The sequence below is a fragment of the Pseudomonas sp. LF-5 genome, assembly GCF_037626295.1.
Classification (GTDB): Bacteria; Pseudomonadota; Gammaproteobacteria; order Pseudomonadales; family Pseudomonadaceae; genus Aquipseudomonas; species Aquipseudomonas monsensis.
This window is the reverse complement of record NZ_JARKMT010000005.1, coordinates 209467-225358: the sequence shown is the minus strand read 5'-3', so window position 1 is coordinate 225358 and position 15892 is coordinate 209467. Positions and strand designations below refer to the sequence as shown.

The 15892-nt window shown below is 58.1% G+C and carries 17 protein-coding genes and 4 tRNA genes; 6 read left to right on the top strand and 15 right to left on the bottom strand.

Translation table 11 applies throughout. The annotated features are described in order from the left end of the window. Nucleotides 1-122: 122 nt before the first annotated feature. The 7 genes from clpX to PseuLF5_RS17545 form a co-directional block, all read right to left on the bottom strand. Nucleotides 123-1406, bottom strand: a complete 1284-nt coding sequence (gene clpX / locus PseuLF5_RS17575) for an ATP-dependent Clp protease ATP-binding subunit ClpX (protein WP_003223632.1) — start codon at nt 1404-1406, stop codon at nt 123-125. A 113-nt stretch (nt 1407-1519) separates the two neighbouring features. Continuing rightward, on the bottom strand, nt 1520-2155 hold the full coding sequence (gene clpP / locus PseuLF5_RS17570) for an ATP-dependent Clp endopeptidase proteolytic subunit ClpP (RefSeq protein WP_007951559.1): 636 nt from the start codon (nt 2153-2155) through the stop codon (nt 1520-1522). A 92-nt stretch (nt 2156-2247) separates the two neighbouring features. After that, nucleotides 2248-3558: a trigger factor gene (gene tig, locus PseuLF5_RS17565; RefSeq protein ID WP_123462312.1), complete on the bottom strand. Its 1311-nt coding sequence runs from the start codon at nt 3556-3558 to the stop codon at nt 2248-2250. A gap of 403 nt (nt 3559-3961) precedes the next feature. After that, nucleotides 3962-4037: transfer RNA gene (locus PseuLF5_RS17560), tRNA-His, on the bottom strand. Between the two features lie 77 nt (nt 4038-4114). Further along, nucleotides 4115-4199: transfer RNA gene (locus PseuLF5_RS17555), tRNA-Leu, on the bottom strand. Between the two features lie 57 nt (nt 4200-4256). Continuing rightward, nucleotides 4257-4332, bottom strand: a tRNA-His gene (locus tag PseuLF5_RS17550). A gap of 32 nt (nt 4333-4364) precedes the next feature. Then, nucleotides 4365-4441, bottom strand: a tRNA-Arg gene (locus PseuLF5_RS17545). Between the two features lie 275 nt (nt 4442-4716). Here PseuLF5_RS17545 and folD point away from each other — a divergent pair. Both folD and pbpG read left to right on the top strand, forming a co-directional pair. Next, entirely contained in the window at nt 4717-5571 is an 855-nt protein-coding gene (gene folD, locus PseuLF5_RS17540) for a bifunctional methylenetetrahydrofolate dehydrogenase/methenyltetrahydrofolate cyclohydrolase FolD (RefSeq protein ID WP_123462311.1), read from the top strand. A 229-nt stretch (nt 5572-5800) separates the two neighbouring features. After that, a complete protein-coding gene (gene pbpG, locus PseuLF5_RS17535; RefSeq protein ID WP_123462310.1) occupies nt 5801-6739 on the top strand; it encodes a D-alanyl-D-alanine endopeptidase in 939 nt (312 codons plus the stop codon). An 82-nt stretch (nt 6740-6821) separates the two neighbouring features. Here pbpG and PseuLF5_RS17530 read toward each other — a convergent pair whose 3' ends face one another. The 3 genes from PseuLF5_RS17530 to PseuLF5_RS17520 all read right to left on the bottom strand — a co-directional run bounded on the left by PseuLF5_RS17530 (nt 6822) and on the right by PseuLF5_RS17520 (nt 8005). After that, complete coding sequence (locus tag PseuLF5_RS17530; RefSeq protein ID WP_123462309.1) at nt 6822-7025, bottom strand: hypothetical protein; 204 nt, start codon at nt 7023-7025, stop codon at nt 6822-6824. Nucleotides 7026-7037: 12 nt separating this feature from the next. Further along, on the bottom strand, nt 7038-7244 hold the full coding sequence (locus PseuLF5_RS17525; RefSeq protein WP_123462308.1) for a DUF6021 family protein: 207 nt from the start codon (nt 7242-7244) through the stop codon (nt 7038-7040). A gap of 89 nt (nt 7245-7333) precedes the next feature. Beyond that, nucleotides 7334-8005, bottom strand: coding sequence for a peptidase C39 family protein (locus tag PseuLF5_RS17520; RefSeq protein ID WP_222832515.1), 672 nt, complete (start codon nt 8003-8005; stop codon nt 7334-7336). Between the two features lie 234 nt (nt 8006-8239). On the opposite strand from PseuLF5_RS17520, the gene PseuLF5_RS17515 reads away from it, so the two are divergent. Continuing rightward, complete coding sequence (locus PseuLF5_RS17515) at nt 8240-8407, top strand: hypothetical protein (RefSeq protein WP_222832514.1); 168 nt, start codon at nt 8240-8242, stop codon at nt 8405-8407. Nucleotides 8408-8562: 155 nt separating this feature from the next. On the opposite strand, the gene PseuLF5_RS17510 is transcribed toward PseuLF5_RS17515, so the two are convergent. Both PseuLF5_RS17510 and PseuLF5_RS17505 read right to left on the bottom strand, forming a co-directional pair. After that, complete coding sequence (locus PseuLF5_RS17510; protein ID WP_123462306.1) at nt 8563-9312, bottom strand: TerC family protein; 750 nt, start codon at nt 9310-9312, stop codon at nt 8563-8565. A gap of 29 nt (nt 9313-9341) precedes the next feature. Then, complete coding sequence (locus tag PseuLF5_RS17505) at nt 9342-9584, bottom strand: hypothetical protein (protein WP_007965379.1); 243 nt, start codon at nt 9582-9584, stop codon at nt 9342-9344. 229 nt (nt 9585-9813) lie between these two features. Here PseuLF5_RS17505 and nhaR point away from each other — a divergent pair, with 229 nt between their 5' ends. After that, nucleotides 9814-10713 carry a transcriptional activator NhaR gene (gene nhaR, locus PseuLF5_RS17500; RefSeq protein ID WP_123462305.1) on the top strand — a complete coding sequence of 300 codons (900 nt, stop codon included), beginning with the start codon at nt 9814-9816 and terminating at the stop codon, nt 10711-10713. Here the strand turns inward: nhaR and PseuLF5_RS17495 are convergent. Next, the gene (locus PseuLF5_RS17495; RefSeq protein WP_123462304.1) at nt 10708-11871 is read right to left on the bottom strand and encodes an MFS transporter; all 1164 of its coding nucleotides are present in this window, start codon (nt 11869-11871) and stop codon (nt 10708-10710) included. The genes nhaR and PseuLF5_RS17495 overlap by 6 nt on opposite strands. Before the next feature lie 337 nt (nt 11872-12208). Between PseuLF5_RS17495 and sstT the strand changes: the two genes are divergently transcribed. After that, entirely contained in the window at nt 12209-13441 is a 1233-nt protein-coding gene (sstT, locus tag PseuLF5_RS17490; protein WP_222832513.1) for a serine/threonine transporter SstT, read from the top strand. A 99-nt stretch (nt 13442-13540) separates the two neighbouring features. Here sstT and PseuLF5_RS17485 read toward each other — a convergent pair whose 3' ends face one another. After that, nucleotides 13541-14050, bottom strand: a complete 510-nt coding sequence (locus PseuLF5_RS17485; RefSeq protein WP_123462302.1) for a DUF1993 domain-containing protein — start codon at nt 14048-14050, stop codon at nt 13541-13543. A 125-nt stretch (nt 14051-14175) separates the two neighbouring features. On the opposite strand from PseuLF5_RS17485, the gene PseuLF5_RS17480 reads away from it, so the two are divergent. Continuing rightward, on the top strand, nt 14176-14820 hold the full coding sequence (locus PseuLF5_RS17480; protein WP_123462301.1) for a YceH family protein: 645 nt from the start codon (nt 14176-14178) through the stop codon (nt 14818-14820). Between the two features lie 77 nt (nt 14821-14897). Here the strand turns inward: PseuLF5_RS17480 and PseuLF5_RS17475 are convergent, their stop codons facing one another. Continuing rightward, nucleotides 14898-15716: a shikimate 5-dehydrogenase gene (locus PseuLF5_RS17475; RefSeq protein WP_222832512.1), complete on the bottom strand. Its 819-nt coding sequence runs from the start codon at nt 15714-15716 to the stop codon at nt 14898-14900. Nucleotides 15717-15892: the final 176 nt, after the last annotated feature.

Below are 15892 nucleotides of genomic sequence, written 5' to 3'. Positions count from 1 at the left end.
GAATTAAGCTTGAAACCAAGATGGGGTCTGCCTTGAAAAAAAACAAGCGCAAAGCGGATGTAAAAAACAACATAAAAAAAAGAGGCCCGAAGGCCCCTTCCTTATTGCAGCAGAGTGGACGCTTAGGCGTCCGGCGCTGCCTTGGCCGTCGGCTCACTGTTTTCGTAGATATACAGTGGCTTGGACTTGCCTTCGATGACGCTTTCATCGATCACGACTTTGCTCACCTCGGACTGCGAGGGGATTTCATACATCGTGTCGAGCAGTACACCTTCGAGAATCGAACGCAGGCCACGGGCACCGGTTTTACGCTCCAGGGCTCGCTTGGCGACCGATTTCAGTGCGTCGGTCCGGAATTCCAGATCCACGCCCTCCATCTCGAACAGCTTGGCATACTGTTTGGTCAGAGCATTTTTCGGCTCGGTGAGAATCTGCATCAGCGCAGCCTCGTCGAGCTCGTCGAGCGTTGCAAGAACCGGCAGACGACCGACGAACTCCGGGATCAGACCGAACTTGACCAGATCGTCAGGCTCGACTTCACGCAGGGATTCACCGACTTTCTTGCCTTCTTCCTTGCTGCGCACTTCTGCGTTGAAACCGATGCCACCCTTGGTGGAACGGTTCTGGATAACCTTCTCGAGACCCGAGAACGCACCACCGCAGATGAACAGGATGTTACGGGTGTCGACCTGCAGGAATTCCTGCTGCGGATGCTTGCGGCCACCTTGCGGCGGAACGGAAGCGACCGTGCCTTCGATCAACTTGAGCAAGGCCTGCTGCACGCCTTCACCGGAAACATCGCGGGTGATCGACGGGTTGTCGGACTTGCGGGAAATCTTGTCGATTTCGTCGATGTAGACAATGCCCATCTGGGCTTTTTCTACATCGTAGTCACATTTCTGCAACAGCTTCTGAATGATGTTCTCGACATCTTCACCTACGTAACCGGCCTCGGTGAGGGTGGTTGCGTCGGCGATGGTGAACGGAACGTTCAGCAAGCGGGCCAGCGTTTCGGCCAGCAGGGTCTTACCCGAGCCAGTCGGGCCGATCAGCAGGATGTTGCTCTTGCCGAGTTCGACGTCGTCAGCCTTTTTGTCACGCTGATTCAGGCGCTTGTAGTGGTTGTACACCGCTACGGCCAAAACCTTTTTTGCACGCTCCTGACCAATGACGTACTGGTCAAGGATGCCGCTGATTTCTTTAGGCGAAGGCAATTTATGCGCGCTGCTTTCGGCCTGGGCTTCCTGCACCTCCTCGCGGATGATGTCATTGCACAGGTCGACGCACTCGTCGCAGATAAAGACCGAGGGGCCGGCAATCAATTTGCGCACTTCATGCTGGCTTTTGCCACAGAAGGAGCAATAGAGCAGCTTGCCGTTGTCCTCGCCGTTGCGGGTGTCAGTCATTCGTTCGATCCAAATCCGATAGGCTTGCAACACAAGATGAAGGCTATTGCGGGCTTTTTCAAGCCCGCTGGTGATCAGACCAGCCGACCAAGCCTGTTTTGAGCTGCTTATTTTTAAGCTGGACGCTGATTGATCACTTCATCGATCAGACCGTATTCCTTCGCAGCTTCTGCACTCATGAAGTTGTCGCGATTGGTATCGCGCTCGATTTCTTCCAGAGTACGGCCGCTGTGCTTGGCCATCAGCGTGTTCAGACGCTCGCGGATGAAGAGGATTTCCTTGGCATGGATTTCGATGTCCGACGCCTGGCCCTGGAAACCGCCCAGTGGCTGGTGAATCATCACGCGCGAGTTTGGCAGGCAGAAACGCTTGCCCGGCGCACCGGCTGTCAGCAGGAACGCGCCCATGCTGCAGGCCTGACCGATGCAAGTGGTCGATACGTTGGGTTTGATGAACTGCATGGTGTCGTAGATCGACATGCCCGCTGTCACCGAACCGCCCGGGGAGTTGATATAGAGATGGATGTCCTTGTCCGGGTTTTCCGCTTCAAGGAACAGCAATTGCGCACAGATCAGGTTGGCCATGTAGTCCTCTACAGGACCCACCAGAAAGATTACACGCTCCTTCAGAAGGCGCGAGTAGATGTCATAGGCGCGCTCGCCACGAGCAGATTGCTCGACAACCATCGGGACCAGGCCGCCTGCGGCCTGGATATCAGAGTTCTGCTGAATATACGAATTACGGAACATGCTCTGCAGTCACTCCCAAATAGTTATGTCTTGAATACGCATAAGCCAGCTCGAGAGCTGGCTTATGGTGTGCACTTCTAACGCAAAAACAATCAGTCGGCTTTTGGAGCTTCTACCGGCTTGACCGCTTCTTCGTAAGAGACCGATTTGTCGGTCACGCTAGCTTTCTGCAGAACAGTATCCACAACTTGTTCTTCCAGCACAACCGAACGCACTTCGTTCAGTTGCTGCTCGTTCTTGTAGTACCAGGACACGACCTGCTCAGGCTCTTGATAAGCCGAAGCCATTTCCTGAATCATGTCACGAACACGAGCTTCGTCAGGCTTCAGGTCGAACTGCTTGACCACTTCAGCCACGATCAGGCCCAGCACGACGCGGCGCTTGGCTTGCTCTTCGAACAGCTCGGCCGGCAGTTGGTCAGGCTTGATGTTGCCACCGAACTGCTGAACAGCCTGCACGCGCAGACGGTCAACTTCGTTGGACAGCAGCGCCTTTGGCACTTCGATCGGGTTGGTGGCCAGCAGACCGTCCATGACCTGATTCTTGACCTTGGACTTGATCGCCTGACGCAGTTCACGCTCCATGTTCTTGCGAACTTCGGTGCGGAAACCGTCGATGCCGCTTTCCTTGATGCCGAATTGAGCGAAGAACTCTTCGTTCAGCTCTGGCAGTTTTGGCTCGGAAACGGTGTTGACCGTCACGGTGAACTCGGCGGTTTTGCCAGCCAGGTCCAGGTTCTGATAGTCCTCTGGGAAGGTCAGGTTCAGAACGCGCTCTTCACCGGCTTTAGCGCCAACCAGGCCTTCTTCGAAGCCAGGGATCATGCGACCGGAACCCAGCACCAGCTGAGTGCCTTTGGCGGAGCCGCCAGCGAATGCTTCGCCGTCAACCTTGCCAACGAAATCGATGTTCAGCTGATCTTCGTTCTGGGCAGCACGATCGGCCACTTCGAAACGGGTGTTCTGCTTGCGCAGGATGTCGAGCATTTTGTCCAGGTCAGCGTCAGCCACGTCAGCGCTCAGGCGCTCAACGGTGATGCCTTCGAAACCGGCAACGGTGAACTCAGGGAACACTTCGAATACGGCTACGTATTCCAGGTCTTTGCCAGCTTCGAGCGACTTCGGCTCGATCGACGGCGAACCCGCCGGGTTCAGCTTCTGCTCAACCACAGCTTCGTAAAAGGAGGACTGGATCACGTCGCCTACAGCTTCCTGGCGAGCATCGGCACCGAAACGGCGCTTGATTTCGCTCATTGGCACTTTGCCTGGACGGAAGCCAGCAATCTTGGCCTTTTGGGCGGTCTGCTGCAGACGCTTGTTGACCTGAGTCTCGATGCGCTCAGCCGGCACGGTGACGCTCATGCGGCGCTCGAGAGCAGTAGTATTTTCAACAGAAACTTGCATGGATATTCCTCGTTGCACAGACGTTAGCCGGCCGTTTCCGACCCCAGAATCAAGGGCATGCATTCTAGTGGGTCAAACTCAAGAAGTCACCCTACTGAAAACGGGTAAAAAAACAGCAGGCAATTTATCGGGACCGCCGCACGAATACAGCGCGCCCCACAGGCGAATACAACCAATCACGCCAGGGCTCTGCGCCAACCTCTTCTATATATAGAAGAGACTGCCAATCACTCCCTGACGACCGCTCCCGCAAGCAGGACCGGCAAGCAGCGCAGCGTCGTCGAGGTGCACAAATACGACGAACTGCCCTGCTCCTGCGACCTGAAACCGGCAATCGCCGGATTTCCAAACCGCTAAAACAAAAAAAGGCGCCAGACTGTTAAATCTGGCGCCTTTCGAAATATGGGGTGGACGATGGGGATCGAACCCACGACAACGGGAGTCACAATCCCGTGCTCTACCAACTGAGCTACGCCCACCATATTGCGTAACAAAAAAGCCAAATAACTTCTTTGTTGAAACCTCACCCGGCACAAGGCATGAATGAAGCTTTAATTGGTGCGGATGAAGAGACTCGAACTCTTACGCCTCGCGGCGCTGGAACCTAAATCCAGTGTGTCTACCAATTCCACCACATCCGCAGATGAAGCTTTTAAAGCAAAGGCGCCAGACTGTTACATCCGGCGCCTTTCGAAATATGGGGTGGACGATGGGGATCGAACCCACGACAACGGGAGTCACAATCCCGTGCTCTACCAACTGAGCTACGCCCACCATATCGCGTTACTTGTGCCAAAGCTGCCTAATGGCGCACCCGGCAGGACTCGAACCTGCGACCATCCGCTTAGAAGGCGGATGCTCTATCCAGCTGAGCTACGGGCGCCTTATTAATCTGTACTCTTAAAGGACTACAAACTAAGTGCTTTCCAGTGTCACAGAATCGTAATTCCGCTCCACCTTCTTAACCAGTGCTAGGCTGTGCCCGACAAGTGCGACGAATAGTATAGAGCGCTCTGAAGGTCGTCAAATCCTTTTTGAAAAAAATTCATTTAATTAAAGGAGTTAGGGGAATTTGCTGACCAAGCGCCTTTGCCCTCATCGCTCGACATGCGAGAATGCGTTCTCATTTTTTCCCCTCTCGATGGTTAATCACGCGCAATGACTGCACAACTAATCGACGGCAAATCGATCGCCGCCAGCCTGCGCCAGCAGATCGCCCAACGTGTTGCCGAGCGTCGCCAGCAAGGCCTGCGCACGCCCGGCCTCGCGGTGATCCTGGTCGGCAGCGATCCTGCCTCTCAGGTTTATGTCTCGCACAAGCGTAAAGACTGTGAAGAGGTCGGTTTCCTCTCTCAAGCCTACGACCTGCCCGCCGAAACCACGCAAGAAGCATTGACCGATCTGATCGATCGTCTCAACGACGATCCGGCAATCGACGGCGTGCTGCTGCAACTGCCGCTGCCCGAGCACCTGGACGCTTCCAAACTGCTGGAACGCATCCGCCCGGACAAAGACGTCGACGGCTTCCATCCTTATAACGTCGGTCGCCTGGCACAGCGCATTCCGTTGCTGCGCCCATGCACCCCCAAAGGCATCATGACGCTGCTGGAAAGCACGGGTGTGGACCTTTATGGTCTGGATGCGGTGGTGGTTGGCGCGTCCAACATCGTCGGTCGCCCGATGGCGATGGAACTGCTGCTGGCCGGTTGCACCGTCACTGTCACGCACCGCTTCACCAAGGATCTGGCCGGACACGTCGGCCGTGCCGATCTGGTCGTCGTGGCCGCCGGCAAGCCAGGCCTGGTCAAGGGCGAGTGGATCAAGGAAGGTGCGATCGTGATCGACGTCGGCATCAACCGCCAGGACGACGGCAAACTGGTCGGTGACGTGGTGTATGACACCGCCCTGCCCCGCGCCGGCTGGATTACGCCAGTACCGGGCGGCGTTGGCCCGATGACTCGTGCCTGCCTGCTGGAAAACACCCTCTACGCAGCGGAAACCCTGCACGCCTGAGGCGTATTTTGCACCGTTGAAAAACCCGCCTCGTGCGGGTTTTTTCATGCCTGAGAAAAAACACTAACCGTTCGCCGGAAACCCCTCTTTTTACAGGCCTTTTCACGAGTTTTTCAGGTCATTCAAACAACCATCGACAGATCTTCAGCCATACTCCTAGAATGCGACGCTTTGAAGAAATAACCCGTTACAAACTAACGGAATATCCAACCTTTATGAGTTCGCCCGCGTGAAAATTCGTCTTTCGATTCTGAGCCTGTTTTTCGCTTTTACAGGCACATTCATCACGCCAACGATCAACGCTGCGGAAACCACCGCTGCCCCTCGCGACGCTTCGACACTAAAAATCGCCTCCGGCAGCGCCCTGCTCATGGATATGCAGACCAATAAAGTCATTTATTCCAGCAACCCTGACGTGATCGTCCCGATCGCCTCCGTCAGCAAGCTGATGACCGGTTTGGTAGTGGTCGAAGCCCGGCAGAACATGGACGAATGGATCAATGTCGATATCAGCAACACGCCGGAAATGAAGGGCGTGTTCTCCCGAGTCAAACTCAAGAGTGAACTGCCGCGCCGCGAAATGCTGCTGATCGCCCTGATGTCCTCGGAAAACCGCGCCGCCGCCAGCCTCGCCCATCACTACCCCGGTGGTTATGCAGCGTTTATTGCTGCGATGAACGCCAAGGCCAAGGCACTGGGCATGACCCACACCCACTACGTTGAACCGACCGGCCTATCGGAGCGCAACGTTTCGACGGCCCGCGACCTGAGCAAGCTGCTGGTAGCGGCGAGCAAACATCCGATTCTCAGCGAGCTGACCACCACCAAGGAAAAGACCGTTTCGTTCCGCAAACCCAATTACACCCTGGGCTTTCGCAACACCGATCATTTGGTGAACAAAGCCGACTGGGACATCAAGATCACCAAAACCGGCTTCACCAACCCGGCCGGTCATTGCCTGGTCCTGGTGACGAAGATGGGCAATCGCCCCGTCGCCCTGGTGATTCTCGACGCGTTTGGCAAATACACCCATTTTGCCGATGCCAGCCGCATCCGCAGTTGGGTGGAAACCGGCAGAAGCGCCAGCGTTCCGGCAGTGGCGCAGCAATACAAAGCGGATAAAAACCTCAAGTCGCGGCAGAGCGGCGTGGTTGAGGCTTCGAAGTAATTCAACACGCTTTCAGACAGATTTGCCCGAGGTGAGGGAGCAAGCTCCCTCACTACAAAGGCAGTCCGCCGGTCAGCCTTGCTCAATCATTGGGCAATGGCATCTGATCATCATCCGGGATGCCATCGCCCTTTTGCGGATCTGGTAACAGTCCGGGCGCCACCAACGGTCGGGCCAACGGGTCGCGCAGCGCGCTGTCCGGGTCCAGCACCGGGTCGATATCGGTCTCGGGCGTGGTCGGCACGCTGTCCGGTTTTTGGTCATCGAAGCTTGAATCGGTACTCATACGCACCTCACATCAAGGTTTCAGATTGGCTAAGGGATCGTAGGGCCTGGCAGGTTTTTTCGGGTCCTCGCCGGGCACCACATCGAGAGGCGCCTTGGCCGGGCCGACAGGGTCGACCTGCGGATCATCGAGGTCAGGCGAGTCCGGATCAAACCCCAGATCATCTCCCGAGGAATGCTCGGAAGAATGCGGGCCTTTCGGTGATGGGGAATCTGTCATGTCGCCTCCTGGTTCACCCGCGAAAAGCGGGCTCTATGATTTGGAGGGTTGCCGGGCGCAGTCGTGCCCGGCAAATGACGAACGGAGCCTCAGTGCGCAGCCAGCGCCTTGCGCGCCTGTGCCGCTTCGTTTTCCTGACCGGCCTGAGCCAGCTCATCGGCCGCCTTGAGCCAACGGCCACGGTCGACTGCCGCCGGAATCTGCGAAGGTTTCTGAATCAGGATCGCCCAGCCACCTGACTTCTCCAGCGCCGATTCGAAGGAACTGAAGCTCATCAGTTCGCGACGGTTCATGCCGGCACGCAGCAGCACCTTCTGTTTATTGCGGTCATAGCCGGACAGGATCGCGTAACGCGGTTCCGCCCAGAACGCCGCGCCCTCGCTGAAACGCACCATCACCGGGTATCCCGCCGCGACCTGCGTCAGCAGCGCCGGCAGGTTGGCGTCCAGCGGGTAGACCACCATGCCGTACTCGCGGGCCAGGTTCTGGATATTCTCTTGCAGCTTGTCTTCGCCACCGGGCAGGTGCAGCGGTTTTTCCAGCAGGCCCGGGGTGGTCACGATGCCCTGCTGCGACAACAGGCTCGCCAACACTTGCGGCCCACTCTGATGGGCGTCGCCCCGATAGAACGTACCACTGAGTTCGACCCGCTCCGGCAAACGCTTGACCTCTGGCGCCACACTGCCCGCACATCCGGCCAGCAGCGCCGCGCAACCGGCCACCAGCAGCGCCACACGAATTCGAGAAAATACCTGGACCATCGTTACTCTCTGTTCAGACGCCGGTCATCGTGTTCCGGCAACGCCAGCGATCATAGGGCCGCGCACGGCTGCGGTATAGCCTTAAACCTTAGCCGCAGCGTTTGCATAGAGCGAACTGATTGGTCACCAGCGACCTTTGGTCAATAGCCTGAAACACCGCATTGTCTAGACTGTCACTGAAACAGAGCGAATTGAATAAGTGTGCGCCCGATGCAGGGCGAAGAGGAGGCACTGATGAGCCTGACCATGACCATCGTGATGTTGATTGCCGGCTGGCTGGCCGTTGCCACCGCCATGCTGTGGGGTGTGCTGCGTATTGCCCGGCGCCACCATCATCCTGTCGATTTGGCGCCGATTCACAAACCGGAAAAACAACGCGTACGCCACGCGACTGCGCACTGACAGGTCGTTTGACATAAACCTGATGCAAGCGCTGCTGCGGACTGCGATACATTGATCATGAACGTCAAAAGATCGCAGCCTTCGGCAGTTCCTGCATAAAGCAAAAGGCCGGCTGGACTCCAGGAGTCCAGCCGGCCTTTTTACTTGGTTGCCGATTAAGCCTGCTGAGCGAGCTTCTTCTGCTTCGTCCGGCGCGACAGCATGTTAAGCACTTCAATCGCTGCCGAGAACGCCATCGCCGCATACACATAGCCTTTCGGTACGTGGGCGCCGAAGCCTTCGGCGATCAGCGTCATGCCGATCATGATCAGGAAGCCCAGGGCCAGCATCACCACCGTCGGGTTGTCGTTGATGAACTTGGCCAGAGGCTCAGCCGCGAACAGCATCACCAGCACCGAGACCACCACCGCGATCACCATGATCGGCAAGTGCTCAGTCATGCCCACCGCAGTAATGATGCTGTCGATGGAGAACACCATGTCCAGCATCAAGATCTGACCGATGGCGGCCGCAAAACCCAGAGTCACGGTCGATGTCGCGGTTTTCGGGTCTTCCGGCGCCGGGTCCATGCTGTGATGGATCTCGGTCGTGGCTTTCCACACCAGGAACAGACCACCGGCAATCAGGATCATGTCCTTCCACGAGAATGCCTGGCCCATGATTTCAATCACAGGGGCGGTCAACTGCACGATAAAGGCGATGGTGCTCAACAGGGCCAGACGCAGAATCAACGCCATGCCGATACCGATGCGACGGGCTTTCTGCCGATGCTGCTCGGGCAGTTTGTTGGTCAGGATCGAGATAAAGATCAGGTTATCGATGCCGAGCACGATCTCCATCACCACCAGTGTGGCCAAAGCAACCCAGGCGGCAGGGCTGGCGGCGAGTTCTAATAGATATTCCATGGGTCAGTCCTGACTCGTTGTACGACGGTTTAAATGGTCTTGGAGGAAGATTCGGATTTTTCCGCGTCTTTTTCCGGTGTTTCTTTTTTCTCGATCAACCCGCCCGTGGCGTCACTCAGCGCTTGTTCGGCGGCCTTGTGGGTGTCGTCGATGGCCTGCTTGGCGCTTTCGGCGGCTTTGCCCATCAACTGCTGGGCGCTCTTTTCCGCTTGATCGCAACCGGCCATGAGCAGTAAAGACGTAAACATCAACGCAGGGATTGTGTATTTCATTGGGCTTTCCTTCGAATGAACAGACAGGGTCGCAGACCGGCCGTCGATGGCTGGGCATTCTAGGCAAGCGGACACTTCAGGAAAATTCGTATTTTTAGCGGCTATACTTCGGTTTTTACGAACCCAAACATTCATGCAGGAGCTGCCGCAGGCTGCGATCTTTGCTTCTTGAAAAACAGGATCAAAAGATCACAGCCTCCGGCAGCGCCCACACAAGGACTGCGGGCTTATGCTCAATTATCGACAATTGCATTATTTCTGGGTGGTCGCCAAGACCGGCAGCATCGTGCGCGCCTGCGAACAGTTGAACCTGACGCCACAGACCATCAGCGGGCAGATTTCGCTGCTCGAACAAACCTACGGCATAGAGTTGTTCCGACGGGTCGGCCGGCAACTTGAACTGACCGAAGCCGGGCGCCAGGCCCTGCCCTACGCCGAGCAGATGTTCCAGCTCGGCGGTGAGCTGGAACTGATGCTGCGCGCGCAACCCAATGAACAGCAGATCCTGTTTCGGGTCGGTGTGGCGGACGTGGTGCCCAAGTCCATCGTCTACCGGCTGATCGCGCCGACCATGGAGCTGAACGAGCCGCTGCGCATCACCTGCCGCGAAGACAAACTCGAACGTTTGCTGGCGGACCTGGCGATCCAGCGCCTGGATCTGGTGATCTCCGACAGCCCGATGCCTTCGCACCTCGACATCAAGGGCTACAGTCAGAAACTCGGTGAATGCGGGATCAGTTTCTTCGCCACCGCGCAGCTGGCGGCTCAATACGGACAAGACTTCCCGCGCAGCCTCCACGGCGCACCCTTGTTGATTCCCGGAGCGGAAACCGTGGTGCGCAGCCGTTTGCAGCGCTGGTTCGCCGAGCAGCAGATCCAGCCGCAAATCGTCGGCGAATTCGATGACAGTGCCTTGATGCAAGCGTTCGGCCAGTCCGGCAGCGGGATTTTTATAGGCCCGAGCGTGATTGCCGATGAAGTGAAACGCCAGTACGGCGTGGAATTGATTGGCCAGACGGACGCGGTGACCGAGTCGTTCTACGCGATTTCGGTAGAACGCAAGGTCAAGCACCCCGGCATTGTGGCGATTACCGAAGGTGCCCGACGCGAGCTGTTTACCGCGTTATGACGCTTGCGCGCAGGCGTCGCGCGGCTTGAGGGTCATCAGCACCATGGCGAGGAACACCGACAGCAGGATGAACCCGGCGGCGGCGAACCCGAGGAAGCCCAGACCGGCACTGTCAATCACCCGGCCACCGATCATCGCGCCCAGGCCGATCCCCAGGTTGGCCCCGGCGATGTTCAACGAAGCGGCAAACGCGGGCGCTTCCGGTGCGGCTTTCATCAGGCGCACATGGCTGACCAGGAACAACGCAGCCTGAGTCACGCCCCAGATCCCCATTGCCACCGCCAGGCCCAGCGGCGAATGGATGTTCGGCACCAGCGACACCATGCCGGCAATCATGAACGCGCAGAACAACACCGACGCCCCGAGCGGATGACGATCCACCGCACGGCCACCCAGCGAGTTGCCGATCAAGCCGACCGCACCGAAGCCCATCAGGCACCAGCCGACCACGGTGCCATTGAAACCGGCCAGGCGTTCAAGGATGTCCGCCAGATACGTATAAGCAGTAAACATGCCGCTAAACACCAGGATCGACAGCAGGATGTGCCCGATCATCAACGGACTGCGCAGGATCTTGAACTGCGAGCGGAAACTGACCTGATGCTGGTGCAGGCTGGTCTTGGGCAGGTAAACAAACAACAGCAAGGCCTTGGCAAACGCGATCACCGCCAGAATGCCAAAGGCACTGCGCCAGCCGAACGCATCGGAAATCAGCGTACCGACCGGAATGCCGAACACCGTGGCACAGACAATCCCGAAGCCGATCTTGGCGATGGCGCGACCGGCGTAATCCGGCCCGACAATGTCCACCGCCGTTTCACTGGCCAGCGCCCAGAACACCGGCAGCCCCAGCGCCGGGATCAATCGGGCAATAGCCATGACCCAGATATTCGGCGCCAGCGCGGCCACGGTATTGGCCAGACCGAACATGATCAGGATGGTGATAAACAGCCGGCGGCGCTCGAATCGGGCGAAATACGCAGTAAGGAATGGCCCGAACATCGCGACCGTAAAAGCGAATAGAGTGACCAGCAATCCGGCCTGCGGGATGGTGACTTCAAGGTCTCGGGCAATCGCCGGCAGCAGGCCGACGATAACGAATTCCGTGGTCAGCACCGTGAAACCGGCGGCGGACAACAGAAGAATGGGCAACAGCATGCGCAACTCCAGCAAAACGACGACACCAGCGTTGACCCGGAGGTCCGCTGGCAGAGTTTGAAAATGAGGATGGAGAATCTTAACAGAGAGTGTCCGCACTGACTTGCACAAACCTGTCGATCTTGCCGACATGATCGGTGGCAGATCGTCACAGGCCTGAAGGATAAGGCCTGCGCTGTGATAAAGTCCGCGCCCTGAAAAACGTACAGCTTGTTCAACGCCGAGTTTATTAGCGTTGATATCGCATCAGCACGTTCGCGGCATGACGGTGGCCTGCCCCCGCTTTAACGCTACCCTCATGCACCTTGCACCCCTATAAAAAATCAGAGATGCCGTTATGACCGCTTCATCCCCTTCTTTCCTGCAACGCCTCAAGAACCTGAGCCTGGTCACGCAGATCCTGATCGGCCTGATCGCCGGTATCGCCCTGGCGCTGTTCGCCCCGGAAGCGGCGAAAAGCACTGCGTTTATCGGCAAAGTGTTTGTTTCGGCGCTGAAAGCCGTGGCACCGATTCTGGTATTCGTGCTGGTGATGGCCTCGATCGCCAACCACAAGCACGGCCAGGAAACCCATATCCGGCCGATTCTGTTCCTGTACCTGCTGGGCACCTTCGCGGCAGCCGTTGTGGCGGTGATTGCCAGCATGACCTTTCCCTCGCATCTGGTGCTGTCCACCGATAACGTTTCGGTGACCGCACCGGGCGGCATTGGCGAAGTGCTGCAAAGCCTGTTACTGAGCGTGGTGGATAACCCGGTCAACGCGCTGATCAACGCCAACTTCATCGGCATTCTGGCCTGGGCGATCGGCATGGGCGTCGCGATTCGACATGCCGGCGACACCACCCGTGAAGTGCTCGGCGACCTGTCGAACGGCGTGACCCTGATCGTGCGCGTGGTGATTCGTTTTGCACCGCTGGGTATTTTCGGGCTGGTGGCGTCGACCCTGGCCACCTCCGGTTTCGGCGCGCTGATCGGCTATGCGCACCTGCTGGCGGTGCTGCTCGGTTGCATGCTGTTCGTGGCGCTGGTGATGAACCCGCTGATCGTGTTCTGGAAGCTGCGTCGCAACCCGTATCCGCTGACCTTCAAGTGCCTGCGCGAAAGCGGCATCACCGCGTTCTTCACCCGCAGTTCGGCGGCGAACATTCCGGTCAACCTGGAGCTGAGCAAGCGCCTGGGCCTGCATGAAGACACCTATTCGGTGTCGATCCCGCTGGGCGCGACCATCAACATGGCCGGTGCGGCGATCACCATCACCGTGCTGTCCCTGGCGGCCGTGCACACCCTCGGCATTGCCGTAGACATTCCGACCGCAATCCTGCTCAGCGTCGTCGCGGCGATCTGCGCGTGCGGCGCTTCGGGTGTGGCCGGCGGTTCGCTGCTGTTGATCCCCCTGGCGTGCAGCCTGTTCGGTATCCCGAGCGAGATTGCCATGCAGGTAGTGGCAGTGGGCTTCATTATTGGCGTGCTTCAGGATTCGGCGGAGACGGCGTTGAATTCGTCCACTGACGTATTGTTCACCGCAGCAGCGTGCCTGGGCGAAGAAGCGAAAGCCCAACGCACCGCCTGACACCCGACCTTGTGGGAGCGAGCACGCTCGCTCCTGCCCGGAAAAACAAAAAGCCCGCCAAGGCGCAAACCTTGGCGGGCTTTTTTGTTGCCGGGTGTTTTAGAACGCGCCCATGTAATCGCGTTTACCCACTTCAACACCGTTGTGACGCAGCAGTGCGTAGGTGGTGGTGACGTGGAAGAAGAACTGCGGCAGGCCGTAGGTCAGCAGATAAGCCTGACCGCTGAAGCGCTTCTCTTTCGGCGTGCCCGGACGGGTCACGATCTCGATGCCTTCCTTGCCATTGATCTGCTCAGGCTTGATCTCGCCGATGAAGGCCAGAACCTTGGCGATCAGCGCTTGCAGCTCGGCGAAGGTGGTTTCGCTGTCGTCGTACTTCGGCAACTCGACTTCGGCCAGACGCGCGGAAACGCCTTTGGCGAAATCAACAGCGATCTGGACCTGACGGATCAGCGGAAACATGTCCGGGTACAGGCGTGCCTGCAGGAAAGCGTTCGGGTCGATGTTTTTCTCGGTGGCGTGGGCTTCAGCCTTCTTCAGCACATCGCTCATGGCGTTGAGCATTTGTTGAAAAACCGGGACGGATGCGGCGTACAGAGAAATGGTCATGGCAGTCTCGTGTGATGGCTGGGTGGAACGTGGACGCGATTATAGCCATGCTTGATGACCGCACGGCTTGCCTTTTGTTTGGCAAGGATTAGGCTAGGCGCCTTCGACTGCAGAGGGAACGCGCGATGACCACAGAACTTGAAGCAACCTTCGACGAGCCACGGCTCAACGCCACGGAAATCCGCATTCTCGGTGCGCTGATCGAGAAACAGGCGACCAGCCCGGAAACCTATCCGCTGACGCTCAATGCGCTGGTACTCGCGTGCAACCAGAAAACCAGCCGTGAACCGGTGATGAACCTGACCCAGGGCCAGGTCGGCCAGAGCCTGCGTGCCCTTGAGGGCCGTGGTTTCGCCAAGCTGGTGATGGGCAGTCGTGCCGACCGTTGGGAGCACAAGGTCGACAAGGCGCTGGAACTGGTGCCAGCCCAGGTGGTGCTGAGCGGACTGATGTTTCTGCGTGGTCCGCAAACCGTCAATGAGCTGCTGACACGCAGCGGCCGCATGCATGACTTTGAAGATGCCGAGCAAGTGGTGCACCAGCTCGAGCGCCTGATCGCACGCGGACTGGCGGTGTTGATCCCGCGTCAGGCCGGGCAGCGCGAAGACCGTTACACCCATGCGCTGGGCGATCCGGCAGACATCGAGGCGATCATGGCCGCGCGGCAGAATCCGCAGGAACGTGCGGGCACAGGCGTTTCCGTAGAACGCATCGAAGAGCTGGAAGCGCGGATTGCTGCGCTGGAAGAACGCCTGGCACGCCTCGAATAAACACAGCAGTTTTACGGTGGGAGCGAGCCCGCTCCCACCGCCTGCTGGCGATCAGGCCCGCCCGCTCAGCGAAACAATCAGCTCCGTGCGAAATTCACCGCCGCCGCAAACTGCTCCTCCGTCGGCCGCACCCCGGTGTACAGCACAAACTGCTCCAGCGCCTGGATCGCAATCACTTCCAGCCCGGTAATCACCCGCTTGCCTTCAGCGCGAGCACGCACGATCAGCGGCGTTTCTGACGGGATCGCCACCACATCGAACACCGTGTCCGCCGCGTTGATCACTTCAGGTTCGAACGCCAGTTGCCCCGCCTCCGGCCCGCCATCCATCCCCACCGGTGTGACATTGATCAGCATCTGCGGGCGTTCATCGCCCAGTTCGGCTTGCCAGCGATAGCCCAGCGATTCGGCCAGTGCCCGCCCGGCGCGCTCGTTACGGGCGACGATCAAGCCGTTTTTATAGCCACCGTCGCGCAAGGCACTGGCCACCGCTTTGCCCATGCCGCCACTGCCGCGCAAGGCAAAAGTCGAATCCTTGGGCACGGCGTGGGTTTCCAACAGTTGCGCAACCGCAATGTAATCGGTGTTGTAGGCCTTGAGATGACCCTGAGTGTTGACGATGGTGTTGATCGACTGGATCGCCGCCGCCGACGCGTCCAGCTCATCGACCAATGCGATGCAGGCTTCCTTGAACGGCATCGACACGCCGCAACCGCGAATGCCCAAGGCGCGAATGCCGCCGACTGCGCCGGGCAGGTCCTGGCTGCTGAACGCCTTGTAGTAGAAGTTCAGGCCCAACTGCTCATACAAATGATTATGAAAACGCAGACCGAAATTCCCCGGCCGGCCGGACAGGGACATGCACAGCTGGGTGTCTTTGTTCGGGTTCATCTGCATGAAATCTCTCCTTCAAACGCACTTTCGGATGGACGGGATTAGCCAGCCCATCAGGTTCTGAACGATCATAGTGGCCTGTTTTAAACGTGTGCCGCGGCCAGCGCACAGCCCAGTAAAGAAGCCGGTACAGACCTTACACAAAATTTACCCAGCGGCTGTGCTGATTTTCCGGATTT

Coding starts and splice junctions, on each gene's coding strand:
- PseuLF5_RS17475 (WP_222832512.1), bottom strand. CDS start 15,716: ATGCAGATGAACCCGAACAAAGACACCCAGCTGTGCATGTCCCTGTCC.
- PseuLF5_RS17515 (WP_222832514.1), top strand. CDS start 8,240: ATGAGCCTGACCATGACCATCGTGATGTTGATTGCCGGCTGGCTGGCC.
- nhaR (WP_123462305.1), top strand. CDS start 9,814: ATGCTCAATTATCGACAATTGCATTATTTCTGGGTGGTCGCCAAGACC.
- clpX (WP_003223632.1), bottom strand. CDS start 1,406: ATGACTGACACCCGCAACGGCGAGGACAACGGCAAGCTGCTCTATTGC.
- PseuLF5_RS17525 (WP_123462308.1), bottom strand. CDS start 7,244: ATGACAGATTCCCCATCACCGAAAGGCCCGCATTCTTCCGAGCATTCC.
- PseuLF5_RS17510 (WP_123462306.1), bottom strand. CDS start 9,312: ATGGAATATCTATTAGAACTCGCCGCCAGCCCTGCCGCCTGGGTTGCT.
- sstT (WP_222832513.1), top strand. CDS start 12,209: ATGACCGCTTCATCCCCTTCTTTCCTGCAACGCCTCAAGAACCTGAGC.
- clpP (WP_007951559.1), bottom strand. CDS start 2,155: ATGTTCCGTAATTCGTATATTCAGCAGAACTCTGATATCCAGGCCGCA.
- folD (WP_123462311.1), top strand. CDS start 4,717: ATGACTGCACAACTAATCGACGGCAAATCGATCGCCGCCAGCCTGCGC.
- tig (WP_123462312.1), bottom strand. CDS start 3,558: ATGCAAGTTTCTGTTGAAAATACTACTGCTCTCGAGCGCCGCATGAGC.
- PseuLF5_RS17520 (WP_222832515.1), bottom strand. CDS start 8,005: ATGGTCCAGGTATTTTCTCGAATTCGTGTGGCGCTGCTGGTGGCCGGT.
- PseuLF5_RS17505 (WP_007965379.1), bottom strand. CDS start 9,584: ATGAAATACACAATCCCTGCGTTGATGTTTACGTCTTTACTGCTCATG.
- PseuLF5_RS17485 (WP_123462302.1), bottom strand. CDS start 14,050: ATGACCATTTCTCTGTACGCCGCATCCGTCCCGGTTTTTCAACAAATG.
- PseuLF5_RS17480 (WP_123462301.1), top strand. CDS start 14,176: ATGACCACAGAACTTGAAGCAACCTTCGACGAGCCACGGCTCAACGCC.
- PseuLF5_RS17530 (WP_123462309.1), bottom strand. CDS start 7,025: ATGAGTACCGATTCAAGCTTCGATGACCAAAAACCGGACAGCGTGCCG.
- PseuLF5_RS17495 (WP_123462304.1), bottom strand. CDS start 11,871: ATGCTGTTGCCCATTCTTCTGTTGTCCGCCGCCGGTTTCACGGTGCTG.